Origin of the sequence: Alteromonas antoniana, from assembly GCF_019249295.1 — a bacterium.
GTDB lineage: Bacteria > Pseudomonadota > Gammaproteobacteria > Enterobacterales > Alteromonadaceae > Alteromonas > Alteromonas antoniana.
Window position 1 is genome coordinate 24,584 of the sequence record NZ_JAESDH010000023.1, and the last position, 14,926, is coordinate 39,509.

General features: G+C 50.7%; 15 protein-coding genes. 7 read left to right on the forward strand and 8 right to left on the reverse strand.

What is annotated here, in order from left to right:
- Positions 1-322 precede the first annotated feature (322 nt).
- The 4 genes from JKP77_RS17355 (at position 323) to JKP77_RS17370 (ending at position 5,376) form a co-directional block, all read left to right on the forward strand.
- Positions 323-841: a siderophore-interacting protein gene (locus tag JKP77_RS17355; RefSeq protein ID WP_218312432.1), complete on the forward strand. Its 519-nt coding sequence runs from the start codon at positions 323-325 to the stop codon at positions 839-841.
- A gap of 238 nt (positions 842-1,079) precedes the next feature.
- Positions 1,080-1,271, forward strand: coding sequence for a CsbD family protein (locus JKP77_RS17360; RefSeq protein WP_218312433.1), 192 nt, complete (start codon positions 1,080-1,082; stop codon positions 1,269-1,271).
- A gap of 354 nt (positions 1,272-1,625) precedes the next feature.
- Positions 1,626-2,621, forward strand: a complete 996-nt coding sequence (locus JKP77_RS17365) for an aldo/keto reductase (protein ID WP_220100201.1) — start codon at positions 1,626-1,628, stop codon at positions 2,619-2,621.
- Between the two features lie 274 nt (positions 2,622-2,895).
- Positions 2,896-5,376 carry a glycoside hydrolase family 9 protein gene (locus JKP77_RS17370; protein ID WP_218312434.1) on the forward strand — a complete coding sequence of 827 codons (2,481 nt, stop codon included), beginning with the start codon at positions 2,896-2,898 and terminating at the stop codon, positions 5,374-5,376.
- Positions 5,377-5,718: 342 nt separating this feature from the next.
- On the opposite strand, the gene JKP77_RS17375 is transcribed toward JKP77_RS17370, so the two are convergent.
- Positions 5,719-7,092, reverse strand: a complete 1,374-nt coding sequence (locus JKP77_RS17375; protein WP_218312435.1) for a GntP family permease — start codon at positions 7,090-7,092, stop codon at positions 5,719-5,721.
- A gap of 209 nt (positions 7,093-7,301) precedes the next feature.
- Between JKP77_RS17375 and JKP77_RS17380 the strand changes: the two genes are divergently transcribed.
- A complete protein-coding gene (locus JKP77_RS17380) occupies positions 7,302-7,808 on the forward strand; it encodes a gluconokinase (RefSeq protein ID WP_218312436.1) in 507 nt (168 codons plus the stop codon).
- Positions 7,809-7,824: 16 nt separating this feature from the next.
- Here JKP77_RS17380 and JKP77_RS17385 read toward each other — a convergent pair whose 3' ends face one another.
- Positions 7,825-8,835 carry a substrate-binding domain-containing protein gene (locus JKP77_RS17385; RefSeq protein ID WP_218312437.1) on the reverse strand — a complete coding sequence of 337 codons (1,011 nt, stop codon included), beginning with the start codon at positions 8,833-8,835 and terminating at the stop codon, positions 7,825-7,827.
- A gap of 290 nt (positions 8,836-9,125) precedes the next feature.
- Here JKP77_RS17385 and JKP77_RS17390 point away from each other — a divergent pair, with 290 nt between their 5' ends.
- Positions 9,126-9,866, forward strand: a complete 741-nt coding sequence (locus JKP77_RS17390) for a glucosaminidase domain-containing protein (RefSeq protein ID WP_218312438.1) — start codon at positions 9,126-9,128, stop codon at positions 9,864-9,866.
- A 308-nt stretch (positions 9,867-10,174) separates the two neighbouring features.
- Positions 10,175-10,369, forward strand: coding sequence for a DUF3185 family protein (locus tag JKP77_RS17395; protein WP_218312439.1), 195 nt, complete (start codon positions 10,175-10,177; stop codon positions 10,367-10,369).
- Between the two features lie 146 nt (positions 10,370-10,515).
- On the opposite strand, the gene JKP77_RS17400 is transcribed toward JKP77_RS17395, so the two are convergent.
- The 6 genes from JKP77_RS17400 to JKP77_RS17425 form a co-directional block, all read right to left on the reverse strand.
- Entirely contained in the window at positions 10,516-11,034 is a 519-nt protein-coding gene (locus tag JKP77_RS17400) for a hypothetical protein (protein WP_218312440.1), read from the reverse strand.
- Positions 11,035-11,540: 506 nt separating this feature from the next.
- Positions 11,541-11,831, reverse strand: coding sequence for a hypothetical protein (locus tag JKP77_RS17405; protein ID WP_218312441.1), 291 nt, complete (start codon positions 11,829-11,831; stop codon positions 11,541-11,543).
- A 193-nt stretch (positions 11,832-12,024) separates the two neighbouring features.
- Entirely contained in the window at positions 12,025-12,438 is a 414-nt protein-coding gene (arfB, locus tag JKP77_RS17410; protein ID WP_218312442.1) for an alternative ribosome rescue aminoacyl-tRNA hydrolase ArfB, read from the reverse strand.
- Between the two features lie 368 nt (positions 12,439-12,806).
- Positions 12,807-13,448, reverse strand: a complete 642-nt coding sequence (locus tag JKP77_RS17415) for a tetratricopeptide repeat protein (RefSeq protein ID WP_218312443.1) — start codon at positions 13,446-13,448, stop codon at positions 12,807-12,809.
- A complete protein-coding gene (locus JKP77_RS17420) occupies positions 13,445-14,257 on the reverse strand; it encodes an SDR family oxidoreductase (protein WP_218312444.1) in 813 nt (270 codons plus the stop codon). Before JKP77_RS17420 ends, JKP77_RS17415 begins: the two co-directional genes overlap by 4 nt.
- Entirely contained in the window at positions 14,254-14,925 is a 672-nt protein-coding gene (locus tag JKP77_RS17425) for an iron-containing redox enzyme family protein (protein ID WP_218312445.1), read from the reverse strand. Before JKP77_RS17425 ends, JKP77_RS17420 begins: the two co-directional genes overlap by 4 nt.
- Between the last annotated feature and the right edge of the window lies 1 nt (position 14,926).

The window sequence follows — 14,926 nt, forward strand, 5'->3', positions numbered from 1 at the left end:
AATGTTGCCTCGCTTCAGTCAGCCTGCTTCAGGTTGGTCCCGGATTAGTCTGACTGACGAAAACTGGCGTAGATGAAGATCTGGCACAGATGATGAAAGCAATGTTGTAAGCCTGTCAGCCGTCAGCGCAGTGAATGCAAAGTCAATGGATACCGCTTGCGCGATTTTTGTGCCTCGTTATCTGAAAACGACGTAAAGGAGCGCGTCTGAATGATAAAAATTCCCTTCATTACTTCTATATTTGCGGCAAAAAGAAAGCTACTCCCGTCAAAAAGTAACGCGTTTCCCTTAACCGTGCAACGCTCCGTCAGGCTATCTGCCAGTGTGCAGCGAGTCACGCTGGGCGCAGCAGGTGAAAATAGGGGAGCAAATTCTTATTCGCGGACCAGGCTCGATAAAGCCGCTACATCCTGAATTCGACTGGCTACTGTTCGCCGGCGACCTTACATCACTGCCAGCGATAGCCAGTCACCTTGAGACTTTACCTGAAACCGCCTGCGGCGATGCCTTTATCCAGATACCACACCATGACGATCGTATCGCACTGCAACACCCACCGGGGATTGCGCTACACTGGCTGGTAGCCACCGCCGATGACTTTGCGAAACAAGTTAGTGATGTTACCTGGCGACAGGGACAGCCCTTTGTGTGGATTGCGTGCGAATTCAGTCTGATGCGCCACCTTCGGGCATTCTTTAAGGTGGAAAAAGGCATCCAGCACGATTTCCTTTATGTAAGCAGCTACTGGCGTCGCGGACGAAGTGAAGAGCAGCATAAAGCAGATAAACGTCGCGATTTAGCTGTCCTTAATGCGGTGAAAACATCGGTAAGTGTTGAGTAACAGCTACCGGCCATGTCGGTAAAAAGTGAAAAATGTGAAATAACGACTGTAAATTGTGCACGGATTTATGACGTCAGTGTCGTCAACGCTGAGATTCATGACCGGCCTGGTTTGTTGAATCATCTGCCAATTCATGGAGTTACCGGGCATTAGCCGCGCGCCATTTTATCTGGAACAGCGCTTGCTCCTGTTATAAGTGACGAGCATATAATGCTCTTTGTTTTCTAAGGAGGAAATCATGAATAACGACCGTATTGAAGGTAACTGGAAAGAAATGAAAGGCAAGGTTCAGCAGCAGTGGGGCAAACTGACTGACGATGACCTGGATGTAATCGATGGTCGTCGAGAGGAACTTGTTGGCAAAATTCAGAAAAATTACGGCAAGAGCCGTGATGAAGCAGAGCGTGAAGTAGACAGTTTTCTGAACTAAGTCTGTCGTCTGTTCTGACAAGAAATAGCTGCCATCGGCAGCTATTTTTTTGCCTGTTTCACTTACGTTTTGCTGGTGACATCCACGGCCTTTCGTCTTTTGTGCCTGACGTTCACCAAAGACCGGGCTCAACAATTCGCTACACAGAAATCATTATCCCGAAAACAAAAAACGGTATTCCGACAACACATCATATTGCTACCCTTTGTGTTCACAGTGAGGACAGAGACAGTCACACAAATCAAAAAGCGCGGCGTTGCCGTACCTCTGTATGCCTTAAGAAGCGTGCGAACCTCTCGTTTTCGCGTTATCTCCGGCGCTATAAACTCACACTAACCCATTGCAGGAGTAAGCATGTCAGACAATACAATACCCACACGGCCACTGGGCGGAACGCGCCTTGAACTCAGCGAAGTCGGTCTGGGTTGTTGGCAATTGGGTGGCGATTTTGGACCCATTGACGAGACTACCGCAACAGCCATTGTGAAGCAGGCAGTCGCCGATGGCATTACCTTCTTTGATACCGCCGATGTCTATGGTGATGGCCAGAGTGAACGCTATTTGGGTGAAACACTCTCCACCCTCGCACCGAACGCAGTTATCGCCACAAAATACGGCAGAGGTGAAGGTACTTATCCGGACGGGTACAGCCTGAATGACTTACGTGATTCCGTGAAACGAGCACAGGACAGGCTTCAGCGCGACACGCTGGATTTATTGCAGCTGCACTGTATTCCACATGAGGTATTGCAACAATCACATATATTCGACTGGCTGCGCGAAGTTCAGCAGGAAGGCCACATTAAGTATTTCGGCGCCAGCGTGGAAACGCAGGAAGAAGCGCATACCTGTATGCAGCATGATGATCTTGCTTCGCTACAGATTATTTTCAATCTTATGCGCCAGCGGCCGGTCACGGATCTGTTCGATGAGGCTGTTGCCAAACAGGTAGGTATCATCGTTCGCCTGCCGTTAGCCAGTGGCATGCTGACTGGTAAGTTTTCCAAACAGACGCAGTTTGATAAACGCGACCACCGAAACTTCAACAAAGACGGAGATGCCTTTAGCGTCGGTGAAACCTTCAGCGGAATAGAATTTGAGAAAGGTCTGGAACTGGTGAATAAGCTGACAACATTTAAGCCAGAATCGCTGTCGATGACAGAGTTTGCGATGCGCTGGATTTTAGATCACGAAGCCGTTACCGCAATCATTCCCGGTGCCAGCTCGCCGAAACAGGTGACGCAAAATGCCAGCACCGCTTCTCTGGCACCTCTGCCAGACGCACTTCACGACAGACTTTATGCGTTTTACCTAAAGGAGATTGAGCCTGCGATCCGCTGCCAGGTGTAAATGTCTTGAGTACCGCCAGACACTCACTGGCGAAAAAAGGATACTCGCGGCGCCGAACGAGGCGTCGCTTGTTATTTTTCCGCGCACTATACCTTGGTAAGGGCGACTCTCCAGCTCTGCCCCCTGCCCCGTAACTGCCTGCATCAGGACTCGCTGAAAGGTGACAGACATCGTCGCATCTACCTAAAATCAGCAATAGCAAAACTCAATAGCGTAATTTCATTGGCATGCGGGATTGATAACCTCTGGTTAACATTTTTACCGGAGAAATCACGTGTTTAAATCATTAACTGCCGCAGCAATTAGCGGCATTTTGGTATCTGCTTCGATATCGCCCGCCATGGCCGCGTCCCCAAAACTCAATGACAAGGAATACTTCTCACAGCCCTCTCTGGACATTGTGGTTTTCAGCAACTGGTATAATGGTATGTTCGGCGACTCAAAGATCAGTGGCGTCGAACTTATTCATTTTGGCGAACGCAGCGCCACTAACGGCGATGTCAGACTGAGCGCCACACCAGAACAGTGGGATCCGATTCCAACCTTTGTTGAGCGCACGGTCGATAAGGACACAGGAATCATTCGGGCCACACTGGCATATCCAGAGTATGATTTTGAGTACACCATTGCCGCCAAACCGATCGACAACGGCGTTGAAATCTCACTTTCCAGTGAAAAAGCGCTACCCGAGGCGCTTGTCGGGAAAGCCGGTTTCAATATGGAGTTTTTGCCAGCCACGTATCGGGAAACAACGTTTCTTGCCGATGGCAAGCCCGGCATATTTCCGCTTTATCCAACAGGGGTAAAAGAAATTATCGATGAGTATGAGCCTGAACCTCTGGCCCTGGGAAAGCAACTGGTGCTGGCACCTGAGGATAGCCAGAAACGCGTTTCCATTACCTCTTCCTCTGGCGAGCTGGCGCTCTATGATGGCCGCGCTAAAGCGCAAAACGGCTGGTATGTGGTCCGGGGCATGCTGCCACAAGGCCAGAAAGGCGAAATCTTAAACTGGCGACTAACGGCCAGCACGGATGACAACTGGCAACGCGCACCGGTAATAGCGCATTCTCAGGTGGGCTACCTGCCAGGACAAACCAAACGCGCGGTGATTGAGCTGGATAAAAACGCTGCTATCGACAGTAAAATCGAATTGCTCAAGGTGGCCACTGACGGCACCCTGCAGGTGGTAAAATCGGCGTTGCCTGAAAAGCAAAATGATTACACGCGCTATCAATACGCCAGTTTTGATTTCACAGATATTACCTCAGAAGGACTTTATCAGCTGCGTTTCGGACCAACCACCACCGCCGCGTTCCCGATTGCGCCTGATGTACTTGATGGTGCCTGGTATCCGACACTGGACCACTTCTTCCCCGTACAAATGGACCATATGCTGATCAACGAAGCGTATCGCGTCTGGCATGGTGCCTCCCATCTGGATGATGCACTGCAGGCGCCCGTTAATCATGAGCACTTTGATTTGTATGCGCAGGGGCCCACGACAGACACCCAGTACGAACCCGGTGAACATATTCCGGGTCTGAATGTCGGTGGCTGGTATGATGCGGGCGATTATGACATTCGCACGCAGACCCAATATCGCACTGTACGCACGCTGGTCCAGGTATGGGAAGAGTTCGGTCTGGACCGGGACACAACCCTTGTCGATTATGAGAAGAAATACGTCGATATTCATGTGCCCGATGCGAAGCCGGATTTGTTACAACAAATTGAGCACGGCACTCTGGCATTGTTAGCGCAATACCGTGCTGTAGGGCACGCTATTCCGGGCATTATTGTGCCAGACCTGAGTCAGTACACTCACCTGGGTGACGGTCTGACGATGACCGATAACCTGATATACAACCCGGATATGGCTGAGACCGAGTCAGACGGTATCCACAGTGGCGTTTTTGATGATCGCTGGGCGTTTACCAGTAAGTCTACGCCACTAAATTATGGCTCGATGGCGGCGCTAGCTGCCGCCAGTCGGGCGCTGGCAGATTATAATCCTCAACTGGCGAAGGAAAGTATTGATACTGCCATCGCAGCATGGGATCAGGAAGCGAACCAGACTGCGAATATGTTTCAGGTGGGGAATACCACCGGCGGCGGCTTACAGGAAGAAAAACTTAAAGCCGCCACGGAACTGCTGATTACCACCGGTAACGAGAAATACAAAAAAGCCCTGCAATCGCTGCTGCCATACATCAGCGAATCGTTTGGACGCAGCGCTATTTTAGCGATCCGTGCGCTGCCGCACATGGACAACGCCTACCAGCAGGCAATCCGCAAAGCCGCTGAGCGCTATCAGCCACAGTTGCAACAAGCGACCAGCCAGAATCCATTCGGGGTGGTTATTACTGAGTATGGCTGGGCCGGCAATGGCACCATTCTGGAAATGGCGATGACGCAGTATTACCTGCACACGGCTTACCCGGATTTATTCAGCGATGCGTTGCTTTACCGTTCGCTGGACTATCTCTTCGGCACCCATCCTGACTCCGACATTTCTTTTGTATCGAACGTGGGTACGGTGTCCAAGAAAGTTGCCTATGGGATGAACCGCGCAGACTATTCATTTATCAGCGGCGCCATCGTCCCGGGTGTACTCATTCTGAAACCTGACCTGCCAGAAAATATGGAAAACTGGCCGTTTATGTGGGGACAAAATGAGTATGTGATTAATCTCGGCGGGGCATACATCTTCACCGTCAATGCGGCGCTGAAACTTGCTGGCCGACTGGACAAGTAAGGCGTTAATTCTCGTCCCGCACGCTGTACCGGGGTTAATCCGGTGCAGCGTTCGTTTGCTACGCTCAGAAATGGGTAAAAAAGCAGACTGCCAGCAATCTTGAGCGCTACTCAACGACAGTCGGCGCCTGATGCGCCGGTGAGCCAACAAAACCCTTATTTATCTTCCCGTACTCCCGGCGCATTGTATTTACCGTGAGGCGACAGCAACAAAGATAGTGAAAGGCAATACAATCTAAAGCCACTCACCTGACGAATATCAGGCAATGCCGCCAATAGTCATATTCATACCGTATCGTCTCTCGACCACATTCAGTACGCACGCGTAATATCACAATCGACGTTAGAAAATCACACTCAGGATAGCAGCAATAGCAAACGCGATACTACCTAACAAAGTCTCCATCACTGTCCAGGTTTTCAGGGTCGTTTTTTCGTCCATTTCCAGTAACCGCGACACCAACCAGAATCCGGAATCGTTGAAGTGCGACAATACGGTTGCGCCACCTGCAATCGCGATCACAATAAAGCACAAATCGGCCTCTGACAGGCCCGGCGTCACGCTGACTATAGGTGCCATCAACGCTGCAGTCGTAGTCAACGCGACGGTTGCCGACCCTTGTGCTACCCGCAAACAGGTACTGATCACAAACGCCGCCACGATGACTGGCAACCCGGTGTCTGCCAGCAATCCGGCCAATGCCTCGCCAATTCCGCTGGCACGTAATACGCCACCAAACATGCCGCCTGCACCGGTAACCAGTATCACACCACAGATAGGCCCCAGGGCGTCACTGCATAAGGATTCAACTTTCTCTTTTCCCAGCCGGGGCGTGAACAAGAGCACACAAAGCAGCAATGTGATCAGTAGCGCTACCGGCGTTTTGCCCAGCATGCGCAGTGTGTCCACCCAGGGTTCATTTTGCGAAATGACGCCGGCAACCTGCAAAGTGTTAAGGCCGGTATCAAGAAATATCAGCAGTACCGGCGTGAGAAGTACCAGTAACACCGTCGAAAAGGAAGGCGGGTTACCCGATATCCCCTGCTCCTGGCTTTGCGAAAATAATGCCGGTATGTCGACCTGAAATCGCTTACCCGCATAAAGGCCATAAAGATATGCGCCCAGATACCAGGTAGGGATAGCGACCAGCAGTCCATACAAAAGGAGCATCCCTATATCGGCTCCCAGTAGATCTGACGCCGCCACTGGCCCGGGGTGTGGAGGCACGAACGCGTGCATAACCGCAAACGCACCGGCAGCGGGAAACGCATAGGTAAGGGTTGACCCGCCCAGGCGTGCTGCCACACTCATCAGAATCGGTATCATCACAATCAGGCCGGCATCGAAAAAGATGGGAAAGCCAAATAACAGTGAAGCAATACCTAGCGCCAGCGGCGCTTTGTCTTCACCAAACCGGCTAATCAGCGTATCTGCCAGCACTTGCGCCCCGCCGGTCACCTCAAGAAGCTTCCCAATCATGCTCCCCAGGCCTACCAGTAGCGCAACCGCTGCCAGCGTTCCGCCAAACCCGCCAAGTAAAACAGGGACTACCTCGTCGGTATGGATACCGGCGGCCAGTGCCGTTAGTACGCTTACCAGCGTGAGTGAGACAAACGCATGGATCCGAAAACGGAGGATTAGCACGATCAGGCAGATAAGTGCACCCAATCCGGTGAGTAACAGCGGTGTCGCCCCCGATGTTTGTGATATGTCCATGTATACATCCTTTTTTTCTGCTGTGAACTAAAACCAAGTCATTCACAAAGCAAAAAGTTACCGGTAACATAGTACTGATAACCAGGTACACGTAAACCTCTTTTTTGATCTTTCTTTACCTGATTTTTACATTGGCGGACAGCAACAAGACCTTATTTCGTCTTGTCTGATAACCGTACACCTGAGCCGACACCGCAGGCGGGGGAACTATGAAACCAGTTGTTATCATCGTGATGGGCGTAAGTGGCTCAGGGAAAAGTACCATTGCCAGCCAGTTATCCGTTGCTCTGGATGTGAGATTTATCGACGGCGATGATTTACATCCGCGCACAAACGTAGAGAAAATGGCCACCGGGGTTCCTCTGACCGATGAAGACCGTTATCCGTGGTTACAGCAGATTGCCGAGACGGCCGCGAATTACACGCAGCACGGGTTGTCCGCAGTGATTGTCTGTTCTGCATTAAAACGCGCATACCGCGACATCATTCGTCAGGCCAGTGACCGCTGTGTGTTTTTGTTTCTTGATGGTGACAGAGCCCTGCTGGCCGAACGTATGCAAGGCCGTGAGGGACACTTTATGAAGGCAGACATGCTGGACAGCCAGCTGGCCACCCTTGAGCGGCCCCAGGACGACGAGAAGGATGTGATCCGCATGCCTGTTACATTGGCACCAGCAGAGATCGTAGCGCAAACCATCGCCCTGCTTGAAGCATGATGCGGCGCGCCTGCGCTCAGACGTGGTTTCTGTCAGTCGCCCCGTCGGTAAATGAAAAACCGACATCCACGTACGATGTCGCCGGTGTTTCACCCTGAATACGTTTAATCAACAAGTCAGCGCTAACTTCCCCTATCCGATATCGGGGCGTCACGACGCTGGTAAGCTTTGGCCGCATAGCCTGGCCCACATCAAGCCCGTTGTACCCCACCACCGCGACGTCTTCCGGTACTGTCTTCCCATTATCCGCACAGTACAGCATCACGCCCACAGCCAGATCATCGTTGGTACAGAATACACCATCCAGCCCAGGCGATTGCTGAAACGCCTGCTGCATAAGTGACGAACCTGTTGTAAAAGACGAGTGTGCGGACGTGGATACCGTCAACGGCTTCAGACCGGCATGCTTCATTGCCTGTTCATAACCCCGCTGCCGCAACAATGTGCGGGTATCCAGTCTTGCCGCAAGATAGACAATGGATTTTCTTCCGGCATCGATCATACGCCGGGTGGCGGCTGTGGCAGCCGCAATATGATCCAGGCCAACGGCAATATCGATAGGCTCAACAGGCAGCTCCATTGTTTCTGCAACGGGTAACCCGGCGGCGACAAGCATTTTTCTGGTACGGAGCGTATGATCCGTCTGCGTAAGAATGAGAGCGTCTACCTGATAAGACAACAGTACCGCAACCTGCTCTTCTTCTGTCAGCGGATCGTAACCGGTATGCGCAATCAGTGTACTAAACCCCTGCTGACGGGTAATCGTCTCAATTCCCTGCACTAACTCGGCAAACACCTGATTCGAGAGTGAAGGTACGACAATCCCGATTGCCTTACTGGACGACTTTGACAACATTGCCGGCACACGGTTTTGAATATAGCCTGTCGATTCTATGGCCTGTGCAATACGCACACGGGTTTTCTCAGCAACTTTTTGCGGGTCCCGTAAATAACGGCTCACGGTCATCTTCGTGATCCCCAGCTGATCTGCAATATCCTGCAGTGTTACGCGGCGTTGGGATGTCATTCGGCTCTCTTGAGGCTGTCAGCTAACGAAATGTTACACGTAACATTTATAGAAAAACAGAGTTATGTCCCTTCTCTTAGCCTCTGATTACCCCTGAGCCTGTTCAGTAACAGACTTACCTCTGTAAACCTCTGCGGGTTCCGGCACATTACACCGTCGATATCCGCCACGTACTGCGGTATCTGCCCTGATAAATGACGTAACATTAATTTCGTTTAATTTGCATACAGCCTCGATAATTTCCTATGGTGTGTTGGGCGAATATAAATTTTAAAAGTAGTGGAGACGATATGGCTGGTATAAACCGCAACATCGCTATCGGCGCTATTCTGGCGCTGTTGATTGCTGCTGTCGTGGTCTGGAATGTGTTTTTCACGCGCGAAGCACCGCCAGATTTTTCCCAGTACCCAGCCGGTATTGAACGCAAAGAAGCTTTTTTCAGTTATTTCGCGCCCATCATGCAAGAGGTTAACAGCGATATCCTGGCGCAGCGAAAGGCGATTGAGCAAAAATGCAGTAAGGGCGAAAACAGCTATTCGGCGTTTAGCGATGTGGCGGAAACTTACCGCATTGGTGAATCCGAGCTGACCGACGGTGATGTCTGCGATGTTTTGCTTGAGCGGGTCGACATCGTTCCGGTATCGCTGGCACTGGCTCAGGCCGCCAATGAAAGTGCGTGGGGTACGTCCAGGTTTGCGCAGCAGGGAAACAACTTTTTCGGCCAGTGGTGCTTTGAAAAAGGGTGTGGCATTGTGCCCGGCAGCAGAGATACTGGGAAAAATCACGAAGTGGCGACCTTTGACTCACCTGCAGAGTCGGTGGAAAGTTATATGCTCAACCTAAACCGGCACACGGCCTACGAGCCGCTACGGGATATTCGCTCACGGTTAAGGCTCAGAGACGAGCCGGTCACGGGTATTAAGCTGACCCATGGACTGAATCGTTACTCTGAACGTGGTGAAGAATACGGTAAAGAACTTCGGGGAATGATCCTCTACAACAAGCTGAATGAGTATGAAAACACGCTCTAAGTGAAGATGCTCACTAAGCCAGATGCAAATAGATTTTCAGCCGCCCGACAGGGCGGCTTTTTTCGGGAAAGTGTAAATATGTCACTAGTCACTCAGCGAGCCCTGAAGTTCGCATTTACAAAAGATGATTCCCTTCTCGGATGACCGCTATCGCCGCGTTGTATTGTGTTTAACGGCACTAACTTACCGGAACGGCAGTGCAGGCTGCTTTCGTAACGACGCACTTACTTGTGACATCTGGTTGCGTCAGCGCTATATTATTAACAACTAACAATAAATACCGATTTTTCGGTGATAAAGGAGTGGTTATGAATCTGGGTAAAGTGATTGGAATTGTTCTGATAATCATTGGTGTTGCGCTGGCGATGTGGGGGTATGATGTTTACGACTCTGCTACCTCTCAAATTGAAAGAGCATTTAGTGGTGACACGCCGATGGAGGCCTGGTTGGGCATGATAGGCGGCGCGGTTTGCATCCTGATTGGCATATTCAAAGTGAAATAACAGCGTATCAACAGCAAGGCGCAGCAGGCAGGATAGATGCTGCGCTTTTTTGCACCTCTGTCTGATCGTCGTCGTCAGACACGTTTCCCGTTCTCACACGCAAGCCGCCTGAGTTTAGCCGTTACTGTTAACAGCGAATCAGCCTGTCACTGTACGGCAGCACGTCGGCTGCGAACCCAGGCAAGATTCTGCGCGCCTTTATATAACAGATAAGTCGCAATAATAAACACTGCACACTGCGGGACAGGATAGGTAGAAATATAATGCGCGGGCCACGATATGGCTTCGGCAAAGGCCTGAAACTGAGATGAGAAGGCACTGACAATTAACCCAATAATACTGTTAAGATTAACGCTTCCTGCAAGCGCTTCAACTCCCTGCCAGTTATTCACAAGGTCCTGTAGTTGCCTGAATTCAATAATAAGCAGCTTAACGAAAGCGATGATGCCGTAGTACCCACCACCAAACGCCAGCCATTTTTGAATTAACGGATTGGATTCACTCTCGCGCTGTTCATCCGTTACCTCTTCGCTTTGAACCTGATCTTCACCATCCTCATTCCATACACTCAGCAACCCTTTTCTATAGGCCAGGTAGTGCAGAAGTAAACTTGAGACAAACACCATACTGCCGATCAGCGCAATTTCCCATACAATGTCTTTCATCCCGGCTTTCCTCTCGAGCGTGTGTATTCCATAACAGATAGCTGGTCTGCGGACAGCTGAATTAACTATACTCCCCTCGCTATGGCGACTCAATCGGCAATAATAGACACGCTGACAGTAACGTAGGGAGAAAACACATATAGCCTCTCACGCTTCAGCGCCAGCTCAGAGACAGGGCAGAGGCAGAGGCAGAGGCAGAGGCAGAGGCAGAGATGATATAGCGAATTAGCGGGGAAGAAAGAGAGCGACTTAGCGTCACGGCAGGGAACGCGGTCACTCTGAAGAACAGAGAATACCTGAAAAATAGTGGTCAGCTCAGAAAAAAGGTAATCATGAGCACATATCATCACAGGTGATACAAAAAAAGGCTAACGCAGTTGCGGCCTGAAGATCGCAGTGATTAGGGCAAACAATGTGAGTTTTTGACGAGAGGAGATCTGGCTGGCAGCTCCGTCATTGTCGGTGCGAAGCAGACGTTCGCCGTGTATAGCAATCGTGGTTTTTGCTTATCCTGCCTGAAGTGAAAACACACCGTGCCGGGTCTGGCTGGGCTGTGTCTCGACATCATAGCTATCAATGCTTTGCGAATAGGGGGCAAAATCGTTTTGTTCGGCTGCCGCAGGGGTAACAGACTGAAGCTGTACTCTCGATTGCTGACTGGCCTTACCGGAAAACTCAACCACCTGCGGTAATGTACTGACAGGTAATTTCAGATTCTCTGCTTCCGGTGAAGTAATAATAATAGACGCGAGAATAGCCCCGAACAACACTGAAGGAATGAGATTTGCGCGCTTCATGAGGAGTACATCCTTGCCTTAATGTGCCGTCCTGGCACGAACTTAACCGGGGCAGATTGTAGCAGTAAGTAAATACTAACTGCAATCTGGATCCGCTAAAAATTCATCCAAATGGTTAATTGCGATAAAAACACGAAAGATGTTAACACTTTGTTTGCAATTGGGTGCGCAAAAAACCACGCAGACACCGGAATCAGATATCGATTTTTTTACGCAGTACTTTTTGCCTGCTCTGTTTTTGCTTGTTTTCTTTTCGTCGGACCTTTGCCCCTTTGCTTATCTTCGTCGGCTTTCTTTTCTTCTGTACTTTGGTTGCAGCCTGGATCCATTCAGCTAACCGTTGCACCGCGTCCAGCCGATTTTGTTCCTGAGTGCGAAAGTTTTGCGCTTTTAGCACAAACACACCTTCATTGGTAAGCCGGGAGTCACGCGAGGACAATAAGCGTTGCTTAATCGGTTCGGGCAATGAAGAGGCGTGAACATCAAAGCGCAGATGAATCGCACTGCTGACTTTATTGACGTTCTGGCCACCTGCGCCTTGTGCACGAATAGCGGTCATTTCTACTTCACTGTCTTCCAGAACCAGGCGGGAAGAAATTTCTATCATTTTAGGGCCTGTTGCGAATGGGGGCGTTGTAATCTGAGAAAACGATGACCAGAACCATTTACCGCGCCCAGTAAAAGCGCAACAGCGAAGTCATGTTGTCATTATCAGAACACTACTCTACCAACGGTGATGATGTTGTCAAAACACATCGTGGTCAGAGAGCTTCTGATACTGAATTTGCATAACGATTCCGTACAATTCCGATAACAAAGAAACGACAAACGGCAATGCCTGAGTTACGACAGCGACAAGTCATTCGCTAAGCCTTGCTGAAGAGATATACCGCAGAGATACAGGAACAAGTCGTCGCGCCCAGAGTAGGACGCGACGGGGGAGTGGTGTTGGCATCCGGCACACCGTGGCCGGACTTAGTGCAACTTATTATCGACTTTCGCAATCAGCGCCTGTATTTCACCGCGGCGTCCTTCATCGGCCAGCGGGCGGTCAGGTCGCGGCGATGCTGCCAGCGCTTTGTTCAGGTGTGCCATCGCGTCCTGATAATCACCCTCATCGAAAAGAAACTCGGCATAAAAATAGTTTGGATCGATACCATCAGGATTAATCTTTAGCGCCTGCGTCAGCAGCTTTTTCGCCTTTTTGTCACTGCCAAAGGCAATCGGCCAACCCGGAACTTTATGGTACAGCACGCCCAGGCTGGTGAGTGCAGATCCCTGAAGCGCATTTTCGTCTATCGACAGCGCTTTCTCCAGGCTCTTGCGGGCCGCCTTAGCATAGCTCAGCGCACCCAGACCGCCTTTCGCACCGGCAGTAGTAGACTGCACGATACCAAGCCAGATGTAGTTGTCAGCCGTTGGCTCACGGGAAACCAACGCTTCGGCATCTTTTATCAGCGCCTCGAAGGCCTCGGTTCTGGCATCGCCTTCTTCCTGCTGATAGTTAATTTGCGCCCAGCGCGACTGAATATCCTGCAGCCCTGAAGCAGACGGCATTTCTGCACTCGCTGACAGACTGATAACAACAAGTAAAACGAACGACAGTACTTTTTTCATAGCATGGTCTCCTTTTTCGTCGACGACATGAAGTGTTGAATTGTAGGGAGTTTCTTAATCAGGGCACGGTCGACCAGGCCGGGGAACACACCGTTAATTCTGGCAAATAACTTTTCCGGAAAACCAAGAAAACGACGGGGCTGCCCGTGCTCAATCTGAGTGACCAGTGCCTGTGCGACTTCGGCAGGCTCATCCATCTGATTCCCCAGCGCCTTGTTCATCTCAACCACTGCACTGGAGTTAATATTGGTGCGCGTAGCGCGAGGTGCCAGGTAAAGAAACTTCACGCCACTGTTGGCGTACTCACGCATCAGCGACTCAGTCCAGCCACGAAGTCCGAACTTGCTGGCGCAATACAGCGAATGGCAAGGGAAACCGATACTACCAAACGTTGACCCAACGTTGATAACATAGGCCTCTTTTGCATGGCGCAGTAACGGCAGAAGACGCTGCGTCAGCATCATTGGTGCCACCAGGTTGGTAGTGATCACCTTACTGATATCGCTCGCAGATGACTGGGTAAATCCCCCGGTTTCAGACACGCCGGCATTGTTTATCAGCATGGTCGGTGCTTTGGCGCGACACACGCTTATTACCTTTTCGATGCCTTCCTGCTGCGCAATATCTGCACAAACCAGGGTATGATTTCCCGGTAGTCGTGAAAGCAGTGAGGACAGCTTTTCGTGATTGCGTCCGGTCAGGATTAGTGAGACCCCTTTCTCCGCAAGCGCTACGGCGAACGCTTCACCAATGCCGCCGGTTGCGCCTGTCAACAGGCACACCTGACGCTTCCAGACAAATGTATTCATGCTGCTACTCCCACCTGTTCGCCGCTATGCAGGGTGCGAAAGATATTGGCGTATAGCTGGAAGAACATTTTCGCAGAATGGATAATGATGTCCTGTTCTTCTTTGTCTTCAATTCGGTTCATCAACCCTTCAAAGAACACGATGTGCTCCTGATCCAGCGAGCCATGAGAGCGCAGATAGCTGAACGCTTTGGGTGACAGGCTCAGGGCATCTTTTATTGATGCCGCAGCATTGTCCGCCAAAGCGATACTGGTGCCTTCCAGAACAAACACCATGCCGAAGAAGCAGAGCGGATTTTTGCGGTGAATGCAGTCGTAAGCATATGCCACCATCAGTTCTGTCGCGGCGGCTGGCTGGCTGCGACGAACCTGTTCTTTGTCTTCACCACAGGCAGCAAGATCATTCAGGATCCACTCCTGATGTCCCATTTCTTCTTCGATGTATTCACCAACCGCTTCACGCAACCACTCCTTCGCCTCCGGAAGCGAGGCACCGGTCGCCATCAGCAACGGAACGGTATGTTTCACGTGATGATAAGCCTGAGTCAGAAACGCAGTATAGTCGCTAAGGGAGATATCGCCGGTAAAGCACTGCTTAATAATGGGAGACTCTGTTAAATAAGCGCGCTCGGCCTGGGTTTCTGCTTGTAAACGTTCATAAAGTTTCATA

Bases quoted from the DNA above. Each gene is read 5' to 3' on its own strand.
- JKP77_RS17360 (WP_218312433.1), top strand. From the start codon at position 1,080: ATGAATAACGACCGTATTGAAGGTAACTGGAAAGAAATGAAAGGCAAG.
- JKP77_RS17365 (WP_220100201.1), top strand. From the start codon at position 1,626: ATGTCAGACAATACAATACCCACACGGCCACTGGGCGGAACGCGCCTT.
- JKP77_RS17375 (WP_218312435.1), bottom strand. From the start codon at position 7,092: ATGGACATATCACAAACATCGGGGGCGACACCGCTGTTACTCACCGGA.
- JKP77_RS17380 (WP_218312436.1), top strand. From the start codon at position 7,302: ATGAAACCAGTTGTTATCATCGTGATGGGCGTAAGTGGCTCAGGGAAA.
- JKP77_RS17385 (WP_218312437.1), bottom strand. From the start codon at position 8,835: ATGACATCCCAACGCCGCGTAACACTGCAGGATATTGCAGATCAGCTG.
- JKP77_RS17390 (WP_218312438.1), top strand. From the start codon at position 9,126: ATGGCTGGTATAAACCGCAACATCGCTATCGGCGCTATTCTGGCGCTG.
- JKP77_RS17395 (WP_218312439.1), top strand. From the start codon at position 10,175: ATGAATCTGGGTAAAGTGATTGGAATTGTTCTGATAATCATTGGTGTT.
- JKP77_RS17400 (WP_218312440.1), bottom strand. From the start codon at position 11,034: ATGAAAGACATTGTATGGGAAATTGCGCTGATCGGCAGTATGGTGTTT.
- JKP77_RS17405 (WP_218312441.1), bottom strand. From the start codon at position 11,831: ATGAAGCGCGCAAATCTCATTCCTTCAGTGTTGTTCGGGGCTATTCTC.
- arfB (WP_218312442.1), bottom strand. From the start codon at position 12,438: ATGATAGAAATTTCTTCCCGCCTGGTTCTGGAAGACAGTGAAGTAGAA.
- JKP77_RS17415 (WP_218312443.1), bottom strand. From the start codon at position 13,448: ATGAAAAAAGTACTGTCGTTCGTTTTACTTGTTGTTATCAGTCTGTCA.
- JKP77_RS17420 (WP_218312444.1), bottom strand. From the start codon at position 14,257: ATGAATACATTTGTCTGGAAGCGTCAGGTGTGCCTGTTGACAGGCGCA.
- JKP77_RS17425 (WP_218312445.1), bottom strand. From the start codon at position 14,925: ATGAAACTTTATGAACGTTTACAAGCAGAAACCCAGGCCGAGCGCGCT.